The organism is Pseudomonas sp. TWR3-1-1, from assembly GCF_049896545.1.
Classification (GTDB): domain Bacteria; phylum Pseudomonadota; class Gammaproteobacteria; order Pseudomonadales; family Pseudomonadaceae; genus Aquipseudomonas; species Aquipseudomonas weihenstephanensis.
In genome coordinates, this window is sequence record NZ_JAFCUO010000003.1 from 363756 (window position 1) to 379384 (window position 15629).

The 15629-nt window shown below is 59.1% G+C and carries 14 protein-coding genes; 11 read left to right on the forward strand and 3 right to left on the reverse strand.

Annotation, left to right across the window (positions count from 1 at the left end; all coding sequences use genetic code 11):
- Positions 1-72: 72 nt before the first annotated feature.
- The gene (locus ACP7A4_RS10340) at positions 73-1719 is read right to left on the reverse strand and encodes a Na+/H+ antiporter (protein WP_426246670.1); all 1647 of its coding nucleotides are present in this window, start codon (positions 1717-1719) and stop codon (positions 73-75) included.
- Positions 1720-1968: 249 nt separating this feature from the next.
- On the opposite strand from ACP7A4_RS10340, the gene ACP7A4_RS10345 reads away from it, so the two are divergent.
- Genes ACP7A4_RS10345 through ACP7A4_RS10360 form a run of 4 tightly spaced genes read left to right on the forward strand, consistent with a single transcriptional unit; the run spans position 1969 to position 5082 of the window.
- Positions 1969-2331: an ArsC family reductase gene (locus ACP7A4_RS10345; RefSeq protein WP_059764516.1), complete on the forward strand. Its 363-nt coding sequence runs from the start codon at positions 1969-1971 to the stop codon at positions 2329-2331.
- 48 nt (positions 2332-2379) lie between these two features.
- Positions 2380-3414, forward strand: coding sequence for a 2,3,4,5-tetrahydropyridine-2,6-dicarboxylate N-succinyltransferase (gene dapD / locus ACP7A4_RS10350; RefSeq protein ID WP_203303230.1), 1035 nt, complete (start codon positions 2380-2382; stop codon positions 3412-3414).
- 58 nt (positions 3415-3472) lie between these two features.
- Entirely contained in the window at positions 3473-4678 is a 1206-nt protein-coding gene (locus tag ACP7A4_RS10355; RefSeq protein WP_059764512.1) for an aminotransferase class V-fold PLP-dependent enzyme, read from the forward strand.
- Complete coding sequence (locus ACP7A4_RS10360; RefSeq protein ID WP_426246673.1) at positions 4675-5082, forward strand: SufE family protein; 408 nt, start codon at positions 4675-4677, stop codon at positions 5080-5082. The genes ACP7A4_RS10355 and ACP7A4_RS10360 overlap by 4 nt, the downstream gene beginning before the upstream one ends.
- Positions 5083-5172: 90 nt before the next feature.
- On the opposite strand, the gene tcdA is transcribed toward ACP7A4_RS10360, so the two are convergent.
- Positions 5173-6054 (reverse strand): tRNA cyclic N6-threonylcarbamoyladenosine(37) synthase TcdA, encoded by an 882-nt coding sequence (tcdA, locus tag ACP7A4_RS10365; RefSeq protein ID WP_426246675.1) that lies wholly within the window; start codon positions 6052-6054, stop codon positions 5173-5175.
- Between the two features lie 277 nt (positions 6055-6331).
- Between tcdA and ACP7A4_RS10370 the strand changes: the two genes are divergently transcribed.
- The 4 genes from ACP7A4_RS10370 to ACP7A4_RS10385 all read left to right on the forward strand — a co-directional run bounded on the left by ACP7A4_RS10370 (position 6332) and on the right by ACP7A4_RS10385 (position 11476).
- The gene (locus ACP7A4_RS10370) at positions 6332-8923 is read left to right on the forward strand and encodes a glycosyltransferase (RefSeq protein ID WP_048363344.1); all 2592 of its coding nucleotides are present in this window, start codon (positions 6332-6334) and stop codon (positions 8921-8923) included.
- 134 nt (positions 8924-9057) lie between these two features.
- The gene (gene dapE, locus ACP7A4_RS10375; RefSeq protein ID WP_059764508.1) at positions 9058-10209 is read left to right on the forward strand and encodes a succinyl-diaminopimelate desuccinylase; all 1152 of its coding nucleotides are present in this window, start codon (positions 9058-9060) and stop codon (positions 10207-10209) included.
- Positions 10209-11018, forward strand: coding sequence for a putative RNA methyltransferase (locus ACP7A4_RS10380; protein WP_426246677.1), 810 nt, complete (start codon positions 10209-10211; stop codon positions 11016-11018). Before dapE ends, ACP7A4_RS10380 begins: the two co-directional genes overlap by 1 nt.
- 80 nt (positions 11019-11098) lie before the next feature.
- On the forward strand, positions 11099-11476 hold the full coding sequence (locus tag ACP7A4_RS10385; protein WP_203303232.1) for a hypothetical protein: 378 nt from the start codon (positions 11099-11101) through the stop codon (positions 11474-11476).
- 120 nt (positions 11477-11596) lie between these two features.
- Here the strand turns inward: ACP7A4_RS10385 and ACP7A4_RS10390 are convergent, their stop codons facing one another.
- Entirely contained in the window at positions 11597-11806 is a 210-nt protein-coding gene (locus ACP7A4_RS10390) for a cold-shock protein (RefSeq protein ID WP_048363340.1), read from the reverse strand.
- A gap of 241 nt (positions 11807-12047) precedes the next feature.
- Here ACP7A4_RS10390 and plsB point away from each other — a divergent pair, with 241 nt between their 5' ends.
- From plsB to ACP7A4_RS10405, 3 genes are all read left to right on the forward strand, one after another.
- Positions 12048-14543: a glycerol-3-phosphate 1-O-acyltransferase PlsB gene (plsB, locus tag ACP7A4_RS10395; protein WP_059764503.1), complete on the forward strand. Its 2496-nt coding sequence runs from the start codon at positions 12048-12050 to the stop codon at positions 14541-14543.
- Positions 14544-14664: 121 nt separating this feature from the next.
- Positions 14665-15054 carry a hypothetical protein gene (locus ACP7A4_RS10400; RefSeq protein ID WP_426246681.1) on the forward strand — a complete coding sequence of 130 codons (390 nt, stop codon included), beginning with the start codon at positions 14665-14667 and terminating at the stop codon, positions 15052-15054.
- 132 nt (positions 15055-15186) lie between these two features.
- Positions 15187-15591 (forward strand): YbaY family lipoprotein, encoded by a 405-nt coding sequence (locus ACP7A4_RS10405; RefSeq protein ID WP_059764499.1) that lies wholly within the window; start codon positions 15187-15189, stop codon positions 15589-15591.
- Positions 15592-15629: the final 38 nt, after the last annotated feature.

The window sequence follows — 15629 nt, forward strand, 5'->3', positions numbered from 1 at the left end:
TCATAGGCGCTGTCGCAGGCTGCGATCTTTCATCCACAAAGATCGCAGCCGGTGGATCGAGGTACGGGGGGGCTACTTGACCTGACCCAGATTCGCCTCGCTCATGTCCAGATCCTTGAGGATCTCGCTCAGTACGTCATCGCCAATCTCGTGATGACGACGCATGCTGTACAGCTCCAATCGCTGCGCCCTGAGCGCCTTGATCCGCAGGCGACTCTCCAGCAGGTCCATTTGCGAGGCCAGCGCCTGCGCTTCCGCCGAATCGTTGTAGACCTCCAACTGATGCCGATACTCGGACATGATCCGCGCCTTCAATTCAGCTGCCAGGGCAGCCTGAGCGGCATCCTGCTGGGTTTGCGGCTCCACCAGCTCTTCAGCCTCCAGCGCGTGAATCGCCGCTTCTGCCGTGCGCCGCCACGCCTCGCGCACTTCTTTGCGCATGGCGTCGTCAGGGCTTTTTTCGATCCCGCGCAGCAGGAACGGCAAGGCAATACACGCCGCAATCAAGGACAGCAGAATCACCCCGGCCGCGATGAAAATCAGCAAATCACGCTCAGGGAAGTCAACACCTTTACTGATCAACAGCGGCACCGACATTACACCCGCCAGCGTTACCGCCCCGCGTACACCGCCGACCGTGAGCAACCAGCACGAACGCGCCGTCGGCACCATCGTCAGTTCGCCCTTGCCGCGCCAGCGTCGCAGCAGACCCGACAAACGCCAGATGCTCTGCACCCAGATAAAACGCAACGCCAGCAACACCAAAAACACCGCCACCACATCCAGGCAGCGGTACATCAGTGTCGGCCACAGTGTGGTTTCGTGACTGACCACCGCCTTGATGATGTCTGGCAGTTGCAGGCCCAGCAGCAGGAAGATCAGGCCGTTGAACGTAAACTCCAGCAGCCCCCACACACTGCGGTTAAGCAAGCGCGTGCTGGTCTGGCGCGGCAACAGGTCCAGCCAGCTCTGCATCATGCCCGCCGCCACGGCGGACAAAATACCCGAAGCACCCAGGCGCTCGGCCAGCACATAGGCTGCAAATGGCAGCAACAACATAAACACCACGTGGGTCGCCGGGTCGTCCCAGCCGCGCGCAATCATCCAGGCACGCATGCGCCCCACCAGCCAGCTCAATGCCACACCGATGGCCAAGCCGCCACACGCCACCAACAGGAACGTGACACTGGCATTGGTCAACGAAAACACACCCGTAATGGCCGCCACCAGCGCGAACTTGAAGGTCACCAGGCCCGTTGCATCATTCATCAACGCCTCGCCCTGCAACATATGCATCAAGGGCGCCGGCAAGCGATTCTGCGCAATGGCCGACACAGCCACCGCATCGGTCGGCGACAGCACCGCGGCCAGCGCAAAGGCGACAGGTAACGGAATGGTCGGCAAGATCCAGTGGATGAAATACCCCGCCCCCACCACGGTGAACAGCACCAGGCCCACGGCCAAGGTCAGAATCGGCCCACGCAAACGCCAAAACTCACGCTTGGGCATGCGCCAACCATCGGAGAACAACAGCGGCGGTAAAAACAGAAACAGAAACAGCTCAGGGTCCAGCGCCACATGCAGGCCCAGTGTTGGCCAGGCCAGCAAAGCGCCAGCGGCAATTTGCACCAAGGGTAATGGCAACGGGATCAAACGCCCCAATAGACGCGAGACACCCACCAGCATCAGCAGGATGAGGACGGTATAGGCGGTTTGCATATCAGCAGGGTTCCCGAGCGGGCCGCTTCAAACTGAACGGCTTTTAACTAAACATAAGTGGCAACACTTTTCCATCCCGAGCCATAGTAGCCTTTAATGGCAAACGCTGACCGCTCAACAAAAGTCGCAGTGGCGTGATGATATGTCACAACACCATGCCAACCTCCACGCCTGGCGCACCCAGCGCGCCGCTCGTGGCATAATCCGCGACCGCTCATTTTAAGCATCTCCAAAGGAGGGGCAATTTCCGTGACCGATTCGAGCAAGACCTTGCACCTTTATGGCATCAAAGCCTGCGACACCATGAAAAAGGCGCGCACCTGGCTGGATGAAAATGGGCTGCACTACGATTTTCACGACTACAAAAGCACGGGCATCGACCGCGAACACCTCAACCAGTGGTGCACTGAGCACGGCTGGCAAGTGGTGCTCAATCGCGCCGGTACAACCTTTCGCAAGCTCGACGACGAACAAAAAGCCGATCTCGACCAAGCCAAAGCCGTTGCACTGATGCTCGCTCAACCCTCGATGATCAAGCGCCCGGTGCTCGATCTCGGTGACAAAACCCTGATTGGCTTCAAGCCAGATCTTTATGCGGCAGCCCTTCTTTAAGCCCAAGTGCTTATCGTGCGCCCATTTATTTTTGTAAGAGGTAATTGCATGTCTACTACCCTGTTCAGCGCAGCCTTCGGCGTCGGCACTCAAAACCGTCAAGGCGCATGGCTGGAAGTGTTCTACGCACAACCCCTGCTCAACCCGTCGGCCGAACTGATTGCAGCCATCGCCCCGATCCTGGGTTACACCGGTGGCAATCAGGCAATCACCTTCACCACCGCGCAAGCGGCGCAAATGGCTGAAGCGGCCAAACCACTGGACGCCGCGCAAGCCGCGTTGCTGACCCGCCTGGCTGAAAGCCACAAGCCGCTGGTTGCCACCTTGCTGGCCGAAGACGCAGCCCTGACGTCCACGCCCGAGGCTTACCTCAAGCTGCACCTGCTGTCCCATCGCCTGGTCAAGCCGCACGGCCTGAACCTGGCGGGCGTGTTCCCGCTACTGCCAAACGTGGCCTGGACCAGCCAGGGCGCCATCGACCTCGGCGAATTGGCTGAACGTCAACTCGAAGCCCGTCTGCGTGGCGATCTGCTGGAAGTGTTCTCGGTCGACAAGTTCCCGAAAATGACTGACTACGTAGTACCGGCGGGCGTGCGTATCGCTGACGCGGCACGTCTGCGTCTGGGCGCTTACATCGGCGAAGGCACCACCGTGATGCACGAAGGCTTTGTCAACTTCAACGCGGGCACCGAAGGCCCGGGCATGATCGAAGGCCGCGTCTCGGCGGGCGTATTCGTCGGCAAGGGTTCGGATTTGGGTGGCGGTTGCTCCACCATGGGCACCCTGTCGGGCGGCGGCAACATCGTGATCAAAGTCGGCGAAGGCTGCCTGATCGGCGCCAATGCCGGTATCGGCATCCCGCTGGGCGACCGCAACACCGTCGAGTCTGGCCTGTACGTCACGGCGGGTACCAAAGTGGCACTGCTCGATGAAAACAACCAACTGGTCAAAGTGGTGAAAGCCCGTGAACTGGCGGGCCAGTCCGACCTGCTGTTCCGTCGCAACTCGCAAACCGGCGCGGTGGAATGCAAAACCCACAAGTCGGCCATCGAGCTGAACGAAGCCCTGCACGCGCACAACTAAGCGTCTGTCTGCCACTGACGGGGCCAGTTTCTGGCCTCGTCAACAGAGCCACAACACCATGCTTTTGCCTTCTCCCTGGCGCGCTGACTTCCCAGCCATCGCCGCCTTGCAACGTCAAGACCAGACCTATCTGGACAACGCTGCCACCACGCAAAAACCCCAGGCCCTGCTCGACGCACTGACGCACTACTACGCCAGTGGCGCCGCCAACGTGCACCGGGCCCAACACTTGCCGGGCGCCCACGCGACCCAGGCCTTTGAGAACAGCCGCGCCAAAGTCGCCCACTGGCTCAATGCCGGCGACAGCGCAACCATCGTTTTCACCCACGGTGCCACCTCGGCGCTGAACTTGCTGGCCTACGGGCTGGAACACCAATTTGAGGCCGGTGACGAAATCGTCATCAGCGCCCTGGAACACCATGCCAACCTGCTGCCCTGGCAACAGTTGGCCCAGCGCAAACACCTCAAACTGGTGGTGTTGCCACTCGACAGCGATGGCGTGATTGACCTTGTCGCCGCTGCCCAACTGATCACCCCGCGTACCCGACTGTTGGCGGTGAGCCAACTGTCCAACGTGCTGGGCGTGTGGCAACCCCTGCCCGCCCTGTTGGCGCTGGCCAAAGCGCACAACGCGCTGACCGTGGTCGACGGCGCTCAAGGCGTCGTGCATGGCCGTCATGACGTACAAGCGTTGGGGTGCGACTTCTACGTATTTTCCAGCCACAAACTGTACGGCCCTGACGGGTTGGGCGTGCTGTGCGGGCGTAACGAAGCCCTCGCTCGCTTGCAGCACTGGCAGTTTGGCGGGGAGATGGTGCAAGACGCCGACTACCAGCACGCGACCTTTCGCCCGGCGCCCCTGGGTTTTGAGGCTGGCACCCCGCCGATTGCCAGCGTGATCGGCCTGGGCGCCACCCTGAGTTATTTGGCGAGCCTGGATCAACACGCCGTCGAGGCCCACGAAGCCGCCCTGCATGCGCTGCTGGTAAAAGGTTTGCAGCAGCGTCCAGGCATTCGCCTGCTGGGCACTGCGCAACTGGCACTGGTGAGTTTTGTCGTCGAAGACGTGCACAACGCTGACCTTGCGCACCTGCTGACGGAGCAAGGCATTGCGGTGCGTGCCGGTCACCACTGCGCTATGCCGTTGCTGAAAAGCCTGGGGCTGGCGGGCGCTATACGCGTGTCATTGGCGCTGTACAACGATTCGCAAGATCTTGAGCGATTCTTCACGGCACTTGATCAGGCGCTGGAGTTACTGCAATGAGCTTGCCCGCTGAAGCACACGTTGCCCTCGACAGTTTTAAGCAGTGTGCGGGTTGGGAGTCGCGCGCGCGCTTGCTGATGCAGTGGGGCCAACGCTTACCGGCCCTGCCCGAGACCGAAAAAACCGACGCCAACCTCGTGCAGGGCTGTGAAAGCCTGGTGTGGTTGGTGGGCGAATTGAAAGACGGGCATTGGCAGTTTGCGGCCAGCACTGATGCACGCTTGATTCGCGGGCTGGTGGCATTGTTGCTGGCGCGGGTGAACGGTTTGAGCGCAGAACAACTGGTGCAAGTGGACTTGCCGGGATGGTTCGAGCAGTTGGGCTTGAGCCGCCAATTGTCGCCGTCACGCAGCAATGGCTTAAATGCCGTTTTAGTGCGGATGCGGGAATTGGCGCTCGGCTAAAATCCCCTCATCCTGACCCACTCCCAACGGCAGACGGACGGATTGGTGCGTGCTTGAGAAATACTGCACGCCTGCATTCATCGCGCAACTTCAGGCCGCCGGTTTATGCGACTCCACGCGTTCACTCCCCTCTCCCTTTGGGAGAGGGGCAGGGTGAGGGCTTTGTTTTTGCTTGAGCTTTTCCGAAGGCCGACGCATACCCGCCACGATTTTGTCGACCGCCTTGGTCGCCGCCACCATGCCAAAGGTTGCCGTAACCATCATCACCGCGCCAAACCCACCGGCGCAGTCAAGCTTGACCCCATCCCCCACAAAACTTTTCTGCAAACAAATGCTGCCATCGGGCTTGGGGTAGCGCAGCTGCTCGGTCGAGAACACGCACGGCACGCTGTAATGACGCGTCACGGTACGAGAAAAACCATAATCACGACGCAACGTGGAGCGCACTTTGGAGGCCAGCGGGTCATTAAAGGTACGGTTCAAATCACACACCTGGATCAACGTGGGGTCGATTTGCCCGCCCGCGCCACCCGTGGTGATGATTTGGATCTTGCGTCGCTTGCACCAGGCAATCAGCGCCGCCTTGGCATTCACGCTGTCGATGCAGTCGATCACGCAGTCGATGTCGGGGGTGATGTACTCGGCCATGGTTTCGCGGGTTACGAAATCCGCCACCGCGTGCACCGTGCAATCCGGGTTGATCTGACGCAGGCGCTCGGCCATCACCTCAACCTTGTCCCGACCAACGGTCGAACTTAATGCATGCAGCTGGCGGTTGGTGTTGCTGACGCAGACATCATCCAAATCAAACAGCGAAATTTCACCCACACCACAACGCGCAATCGCTTCGGCGGCCCATGACCCCACGCCACCTACACCGATGATCGCCACATGCGCCGCACGCAGACGGTCCATGCCTTCCAGACCATATAACCGGGCTACACCGGCAAACCGCGGATCTTCTGTACTCATAACCAACACCCCAAAAACCGGCGCGCATTATAGGGTGGTCTTAACGATGCTGAGTACATTTCCTACGGATCATCCGACCAAGCCTGCTTTAATAGCCGACCTAGTAGCAAGATAAGAGCTACAAGTAATAAAGAAAGAACTTAAGCTGGCGATCGCTGCCAAACGCCAAGCCGTTTTCCATGCGCTGTACGTCAAGTTAAATCCCAGTGTAGGATGCGCGCCGTTTGGCACCTGCCGAGCGATCTTCGTTCCACTCCTTTTGGAACCCGAAATAGTTATGTCATCGCGTAAATTTGGACTCAATCTGGTGGTGGTGTTGGCCATCGCCGCTCTCTTCACCGGTTTCTGGGCGCTGATCAATCGCCCGGTCTCGGCGCCCAACTGGCCAGAGCAAATCTCCGGTTTTTCGTATTCGCCGTTTCAACAAGGCCAATACCCGCAGAAAGACCAATATCCGTCCGACGATGAAATGCGTCGTGACCTGGAGATCATGAGCAAGCTGACCGACAACATTCGTACCTACTCAGTCGATGGCACCTTGGGTGATATTCCCAAGTTGGCCGAAGAGTTCGGTTTGCGCGTGACCATCGGGATCTGGATCAGCCCTGACCTGGAGCGCAACGAGAGGGAAATCCAGAAAGCCATTGAGCTGGCCAATAACTCGCGCAGCATCGTGCGGGTCGTGGTGGGTAACGAAGCGCTGTTCCGCGAAGAAATCACACCCGAAGAGCTGATCGTACTGCTGGACCGGGTGCGCGCCGCGGTCAAGGTGCCCGTCACCACGTCCGAGCAATGGCATATCTGGGAGAAATACCCGCAACTGGCCAAGCACGTTGACCTGATTGCCGCGCACATTTTGCCCTACTGGGAATTTATCCCGGTGGACAAGGCTGGCGAATTTGTACTGGACCGTGCCCGGGATCTGAAAAAGATGTTCCCGAAAAAGCCTTTGCTGCTGTCGGAGGTTGGCTGGCCGAGTAACGGCCGCATGCGCGGTGGTGCTGACGCGACCCCGGCTGACCAGGCGATTTACCTGCGTAACCTGGTCAATACCCTGAACCGCCGGGGTTACAACTACTTCGTGATCGAAGCGTTCGACCAGCCGTGGAAGGCCAGCGACGAAGGCTCGGTGGGGGCGTACTGGGGCGTGTACAACGCCGCACGCCAGCAAAAATTCAACTTCGAAGGCCCAGTGGTCGCGATCCCGCAGTGGCGCGTACTGGCCATCGGTTCGGTGGTGATGGGCCTGCTGTCGCTGGCGTTGCTGCTCATTGATGGTTCTGCACTGCGTCAGCGCGGGCGAACGTTCCTCACGTTCACCGCCTTTTTATGCGGTTCGGTGCTGGTGTGGATCGCTTACGACTACAGCCAGCAATACAGCACCTGGTTCAGCCTCACGGTAGGGTTCTTACTGGGTTTGGGCGCCCTCGGGGTGTTTATCGTGTTGCTGACCGAAGCCCACGAACTGGCCGAAGCGGTATGGGTTCGCAAGCGCCGACGGGAGTTTTTACCGGTCGAAGCCGACGACGCCTACCGCCCGAAAGTCTCGATCCATGTGCCGTGCTACAACGAGCCACCCGCGATGGTGAAACAGACCCTCGACGCGCTGGCCAATCTGGATTACCCGGATTTCGAAGTGTTGATCATCGACAACAACACCAAAGATCCGGCGGTCTGGGAGCCGGTGCGCGATTACTGCGCCACCCTCGGTCCGCGTTTCAAGTTTTTCCACGTTGCCCCGCTGGCCGGTTTCAAGGGCGGCGCACTCAATTACCTGATCCCGCACACCGCGCCGGATGCCGAAGTCATCGCGGTCATCGACTCGGACTACTGCGTAGACCGCAACTGGCTCAAGCACATGGTGCCGCACTTTGCCGACCCTAAAATCGCCATCGTGCAATCGCCCCAGGACTACCGCGACCAGAACGAAAGCACCTTTAAAAAGCTCTGCTATTCCGAGTACAAGGGCTTCTTCCATATCGGCATGGTCACCCGTAACGACCGCGACGCGATTATTCAGCACGGCACCATGACCATGACCCGCCGTTCGGTACTCGAAGAGCTGGGCTGGGCCGACTGGTGTATTTGTGAGGATGCCGAGTTGGGCCTGCGGATCTTTGAGAAAGGCTATTCCGCAGCCTATTCCCACAACAGCTACGGCAAAGGGCTGATGCCCGATACCTTCATCGACTTCAAGAAACAGCGATTCCGCTGGGCCTACGGAGCGATTCAGATTATCAAGCGTCACGCCTCAAGCCTGCTGCGTGGCAAGGACTCGCAACTGACCCGTGGCCAGCGTTATCACTTCCTGGCGGGCTGGTTGCCGTGGGTCGCTGACGGCATGAACATCTTCTTCACCGTGGGCGCGCTGCTGTGGTCGGCCGCGATGATTATTGTGCCGACGCGGGTCGATCCACCTCTGCTGATTTTTGCGATCCCGCCGCTGGCGTTGTTTGTATTCAAGGTGGGCAAGATCATCTTCCTGTACCGCCGTACCGTGGGGGTCAACCTCAAGGATGCATTTGCTGCGGCTCTGGCCGGGCTGGCGTTGTCGCACACCATTGCCAAGGCGGTGTTGTATGGCTTTTTCACCACCAGCATTCCGTTCTTCCGTACGCCTAAAAACGCCGACAACCACGGTTTTTGGGTCGCGCTCTCCGAGGCACGGGAAGAAGTCTTCATCATGCTGTTGCTCTGGGGCGCAGCCTTGGGGATCTGCTTCGTACAAGGGTTGCCGAGCAACGACATGCGCTTTTGGGTGGTGATGTTGCTGGTGCAATCGCTGCCGTATCTGGCAGCGCTGGTGATGGCCTTTATGTCATCTCTGCCTAAACCGGTGGACGCACCGAAAGAGCAGCCTGCGGCATAAATTGACCGCAACCACTAAACGGCGGCCTCTGGCCGCCGTTTTGCTTTAAGATAACCGCCCTTTTGCGCCCAGCCTTACAGGCGCGAGCGTTCAAAGTTTGCTTCCCTACACGCCCAGCTTCGGAGTCCACCACCATGACGGCCCACGCCGACCTCTCGCCGACCCTGCAACTTGCCTGCGATCTGATCCGTCGCCCTTCCGTGACGCCAATCGACGCCGATTGCCAGAAGCTGATGATGCAGCGCTTGGGTGATGCAGGCTTTGCACTGGAGCCTATGCGCATCGAAGACGTGGACAACTTCTGGGCCACCCACGGCAAACACGACGGCCCGGTGCTGTGCTTCGCCGGTCATACCGACGTGGTGCCAACCGGCCCGGTACAAGCGTGGCAGAACGACCCGTTCGATGCGCTGATCGACGAACACGGCATGCTCTGCGGGCGTGGCGCTGCCGACATGAAAGGCAGCCTGGCCGCAATGCTGGTGGCCGCCGAACGTTTTGTCGCTGACTACCCGGACCACAAGGGTTCGGTCGCATTTCTGATCACCAGCGACGAAGAAGGCCCGGCGCATCACGGCACCAAAGCGGTGGTTGAGCGTTTCGCCGCCCGCAAGGAGCGTCTGGACTGGTGCATCGTGGGTGAACCATCGAGCACCACGCTGGTGGGTGACGTGGTGAAAAACGGCCGCCGCGGCTCCCTCGGCGCCAAGCTCACGGTGCGCGGGGTTCAAGGTCACGTGGCGTACCCGCACCTGGCAAAAAACCCGATTCACCTGGCGGCCCCGGCGCTGGCTGAGCTGGCCGCCGAACATTGGGACAACGGTAACGACTTCTTCCCGCCTACCAGCTTCCAGATTTCCAACCTCAACTCGGGCACCGGCGCGACCAACGTCATTCCCGGTGATCTGGTGGCGGTGTTCAACTTCCGCTTCTCGACCGAATCTACGGTCGAAGGCTTGCAACAGCGCGTGGCGGATATCCTCGACAAGCATGGTCTGGACTGGCACATCGAGTGGGCGCTGTCGGGCCTGCCGTTTTTGACCGAGCCGGGCGCATTGCTCGATGCCGTCGCCTCAAGCATCAAACAAGTGACCGGTCGCCAAACCAAGGCGTCCACCAGCGGCGGCACCTCTGACGGGCGCTTTATCGCCACATTGGGCACCCAGGTGGTGGAGCTGGGGCCGGTCAACGCGACCATTCACCAGGTCAACGAACGCGTACTGGCCAGCGACCTCGATGTGCTGACCGAGATCTACTACCAAACCCTGATCAAGTTGCTCGCCTGATGCTCGCCTGCCCTATTTGCTCTGAGCCGCTGAGTGCGGTCGATAATGGCGTGGTCTGCCCGGCAGGCCACCGTTTTGACCGTGCGCGTCAGGGCTACCTGAACCTGTTGCCCGTGCAACACAAAAACAGCCGTGACCCTGGCGACAATCAGGCAATGGTTGAAGCCCGTCGCGACTTTCTCAACGCCGGTCATTACGCGCCTGTGGCCAAGCGCCTGGCGGAGCTGGCTGCCGAGCGCGCCCCGCAGCGCTGGCTGGACATCGGTTGTGGCGAGGGTTACTACACCGCACAAATCGCCGACGCCCTGCCCCATGCCGATGGCTACGCCCTCGATATCTCCCGCGAGGCGGTCAAGCGGGCCTGCAAGCGCAATCCGCAATTGACCTGGTTGATCGCCAGCATGGCCCGAGTGCCTTTGGCTGACGGCAGCTGCCAGTTTTTGGCCAGCGTGTTCAGCCCGCTCGACTGGCTTGAGGCCAAGCGCTTGCTCACCCCCGGCGGCGGGCTGATGCGTGTCGGCCCCACTCGCGGGCACCTGATGGAGTTGCGCGAACGCCTGTACGACGAAGTGCGTGAATACGCAGACGACAAGCATCTGGCGCTGATACCTGAAGGCATGCAGCTGCAACACAGTGAAACACTGGAATTCAAACTGCGCTTGAGCGAACCGCAAGATCGCGCCAACTTGCTGGCCATGACCCCGCACGGCTGGCGCGCCAGCGCCGAACGTCGCGCCGAAGTCATCGAACACCCCGAGCCTTTAATCGTGACGGTGTCCATGCGCTACGATTACTTCGTGCTTCAATAACCCACTTTACGGCCAGGGGCACACGCCCCGGGCCCGACTAATCCGCGAATGGATTTTTCAGACCCGCAGTGAGGACATCCATGCGCCAACCCGACATTGAGATTTACCTGAAAGAAACCGTCACCTACAAAGACGTAGAAGTCTGGCTTTCAGAGGTTCTGGGCCCCTGCTCGGAATGGAAAAAGAAAGGCGAAACCTGGAAATGTACCGCAGGCAACGTTCCCGTGACCTGGATGCCAAAAGCCGTAGGCAAATGGAACAGTTTGTACCTGGACAGCGATCAAACGCCTTGGGAAGACGACATCGCCTGTGCCCACGCCGCCTTCAAGGCACTGAACATCGAAGTGCGCTGTGCGCCGGGTAGCTGGGTTGAAGAGCAAGGCGAAGCCGACGCTGACCGCTGGGTGCGCATCAGCGAAGACGGCGAAGAAGAAATCACCTGGAAAACCGGCTCCTGACTCACAGGCCTTGTAGCCGCTGCCGCAGGCCGCGATGGGTTGCACAGTAACCCATCGCCTGAAAAGCGAAGGCCCTTGGGACCTTATCCCAGCCTTGGGCAGCAGCTACAGGTTTTACCGTTACAGCCCTACCACATCCTCAGCCTGCAAGCCTTTGTCACCCGTCACCTGGTTGTATTCGACCTGCTGACCTTCAGCCAGGCTGCGATGGCCTTCACCGCGAATTGCGCGGTAGTGCACAAACACATCCTTGCCCTCTTCGCCCTGAATAAACCCGTAGCCTTTGGCGTCGTTGAACCATTTCACGTTGCCTGTAAACCGCGTTGTCATGCGTGCATCCCCTTTATTGTTTTTGAGCGGGCTTGCTGATTCAGCCCATTGAGCACTTTCGCTCGAACTTATAGTTTGCTGAAAACGTCTTACACTTGATGGCGAAAGAGCATCGAGTATAAGACAGCGCGAAAAACACTCAATCAATATTAGTTCGCAGCTTTTTTGCCGATTTTCCAGAGATACGGCACACTACCCGGCCGAGTAAACACTCGTTTTAATCCACTCATGCAGAAGCCGTATGACCCGTTCCCCGTTCCGTCGTCTAGTGTTTGGCGCCCTGCGTCGCTTGCTGTACCTGTGGGTACGCTCGGAGACCATCAATCAGTCGTCCTTCACCCTTAATCTGGACCGCAGCCGGCCGGTGTTCTACGTCCTGCAATCGCCCTCCGTGACTGAACTGGCGGTGGTCGACGCCGAATGCACCAAGGCGGGCCTGCCGCGTCCGGTATTACCAGTGGCCGTGGGGCAAATGGTTGAACCTGCCGCCTTCTTTTACCTGACCCCAGAACCCGATTGGCTAGGGCGCCAGGACAAACGCGGTGCCCCGCCGACGCTGACCCGCTTGGTGGACAGCCTGACCGTCAACCCCGGCGAAGACGCGCAAATCATCCCCGTCAGTGTGTTCTGGGGCCAATCCCCTGACAGCGAGTCCAGCCCGTGGAAGTTGCTGTTTGCTGACAGCTGGGCGGTGACCGGGCGTCTGCGTCGCCTGCTGCGCATTCTTATTCTGGGCCGCAAGACCCGCGTGCAGTTCTCGGCGCCCATTCATTTGCGTGAACTGCTCGACCATAACAAAGGCCATGAACGCACCGTGCGCATGGCTCAGCGCATCTTGCGCGTACACTTTCGCAACCTTAAAACCGCGGTCATCGGCCCCGACCTGTCGCACCGGCGCAATCTGGTCAAAGGCCTGGTCAATGAGCCAACCGTGCGTCAGGCGATTCTCGACGAAGCCGAGCGCGAGAACATCTCGCCCGATAAGGCCAAGGCACAAGCCCTGCGCTATGCCAACGAAATCGCCTCGGACTACACCTACACCGCCATTCGCTTTCTGGAAGTGGTACTGAGCTGGTTTTGGAACAAGATTTACGACGGGATCAAGGTCAACCACATCGAAGGTGTGCAAGACGTCGCGCAAGGCCACGAAATTATTTACGTGCCGTGCCACCGCAGCCATATCGACTACCTGCTGCTTTCCTACCTGCTGTTTCGCAACGGTCTGACTCCGCCGCACATCGCCGCCGGGATCAACCTCAACATGCCGGTCATCGGCAGTTTGTTGCGCCGTGGCGGGGCATTTTTCATGCGCCGTACCTTCAAGGGCAATCCGCTCTACACCTCTGTATTCAACGAATACCTGCACACCTTGTTCACCAAAGGCTTCCCGGTCGAGTACTTCGTTGAGGGCGGGCGCTCGCGTACCGGCCGTATGCTGCAACCCAAAACCGGAATGTTGGCCATTACCTTGCGCAGCTTTTTGCGCTCCTCGCGCATGCCCATCGTGTTCGTGCCGGTGTATATCGGCTATGAGCGTGTGCTTGAAGGCCGTACATACCTGGGTGAATTGCGCGGTGCGAGCAAGAAGAAAGAGTCGATTTTCGACATTTTCAAAGTCATTGGCGCGCTCAAACAGCGTTTTGGTCAGGTGGCGGTCAACTTTGGCGAACCGATCAAACTGGCGGAGTTTCTCGACACCGAACAACCGAACTGGCGCCAACAGGAACTCGCACCGTCGTACCGTCCTGAATGGTTGAACGCCACCACTCATCGTTTGGGTGAGAAAGTGGCTCAGCACTTGAACGAAGCTGCCGCCATCAACCCGGTGAATCTGGTGGCACTGGCGTTGTTGTCCACCAGCAAGCTGGCGCTGGATGATCGCGCCATGGCCCGCGTGCTCGACCTCTATCTGGCGCTGCTGCGCCGCGTGCCGTATTCACCGCACACCACCTTGCCTGAAGGGGATGGCCGCGCGCTGATCGAGCATGTAAAGGACATGGACTTGTTGTCCGAGCAAAGCGATGCATTGGGCAAAATTCTGTATCTGGATGAGCAGAACGCCGTCCTGATGACTTACTACCGCAACAACGTGCTGCACATCTTCGCGCTGCCTTCGTTACTGGCCAGCTTCTTCCAGAGCGCTTCGCGGATGACGCGTGAGCAGATCCTGCGCTACACCCGCGCCTTGTATCCGTACCTGCAATCGGAATTGTTCATCCGCTGGACGCTGGACGAACTGGATGGCGTCGTCGATCAATGGCTGGAGGCTTTTGTCGAGCAAGGTTTGCTGCGTTTCGAAAACGAGGTGTACCTGCGCCCCGCTCCTAGCTCGCGCCACTTTGTGCTGCTGACACTGTTGTCCAAGAGCATTGCGCAAACCCTGCAACGCTTTTACATGGCGATTTCACTGCTGCTCAACAGCGGTCAAAACACCTTGAGCGCCGAAGAACTGGAAGACTTGTGCACCATGATGGCTCAACGCCTGTCCATTTTGCATGGCCTCAATGCCCCGGAGTTCTTCGACAAGAGCTTGTTCCGCCACTTTATCCAGACGCTGCTTGAAGAAGAGGTACTGCGCCGCGATGCCAACGGCAAGTTGAGTTACCACGAACTGTTGGGGGAACTGGCCGAAGGCGCAGCCAAACGCGTATTGCCGGCAGAGATTCGCCTGTCGATTCGTCAGGTGGCCCTGCACCGTGCAGAAGATGCCGCTGACACACCGCAGAGCGTAGGGTAAGTCTTCAAAACAACACAGAAAGCTCTCGATCATTTTTCGACGACTTATAAGCAACTAGCCTTGGCATGTACCGAATGAATCGGCACATACCCAGGCTAGTCAACCTATAAGAACATCAAACATGACTCAAGAAAATGAATGCACTCACGTAGAACATAACGCTCAAAACCGCGGCCGACCTGATCTTGGCGGCGATGCCGAAACCCGAGGCCGCCCTGACCTTGGCGGCGATACCGAAACCCGAGGCCGTCCTGACCTTGGCGGCGATACCGAAACCCGAGGCCGTCCTGACCTTGGCGGCGATACCGAGACCCGAGGCCGCCCAGACCCTGGCAACGATGCTGAAAACCGAGGCCGCCCAGACCCTGGCAACGATGCCGAAACCCGAGGCCGCCCAGACCCTGGCAACGGCGCAGACACCCAAGGCGTACCGGACAAACAAACCCCTCCTGGCACCCCTTGGCGCATCGACCATCCGGACGGTGGCGTTCACGGCGGCAACAACGGCTAAGGCCACATCCTGCACCGTGGTCACAGCGATGTTGGCCACCCACTACCGCCCAGGCCGCTTTTCATTGTTAGAATCCCTTCAACTTCCCTGAGTGAAATCACTTGCTCAGGGATAGAAACGGAGTTTTCTGCCATGAAAAAACTGCTTGTGCTCGGCCTTGCTGCACTACTTGGAGCCTGTAGCTCAATGAACTCAACCCCACACGCCACACTCGACGGCGAAGTGTTCTACCTGCAACGTATCGCCTTGCCGCCAACCGCCACTCTGGAAGTCAGCCTGCAAGATATTTCACTGGCTGACGCCCCGGCCGTGACCCTGGCCAAACAAAGTGGCCAGATCAAAGGCCAGGTTCCGTTGCCGTTTCACTTGAGCTACGACCCTGCTCAAGTCAAGCCCGGCCATACCTACGCCGTCAGCGCCCGCATTGAAGACAACGGCCAATTGCTGTTCATCACCACCGAACGCAATAGCGTTGACCTCAACGACAAAACGCCGCAACCGCTGCGTCTGCGAGTCGATCAAGTTCCAGCTTCATAACGAACCCTGTAGGCGCTACCGCAGGCTGCGATCTTTTG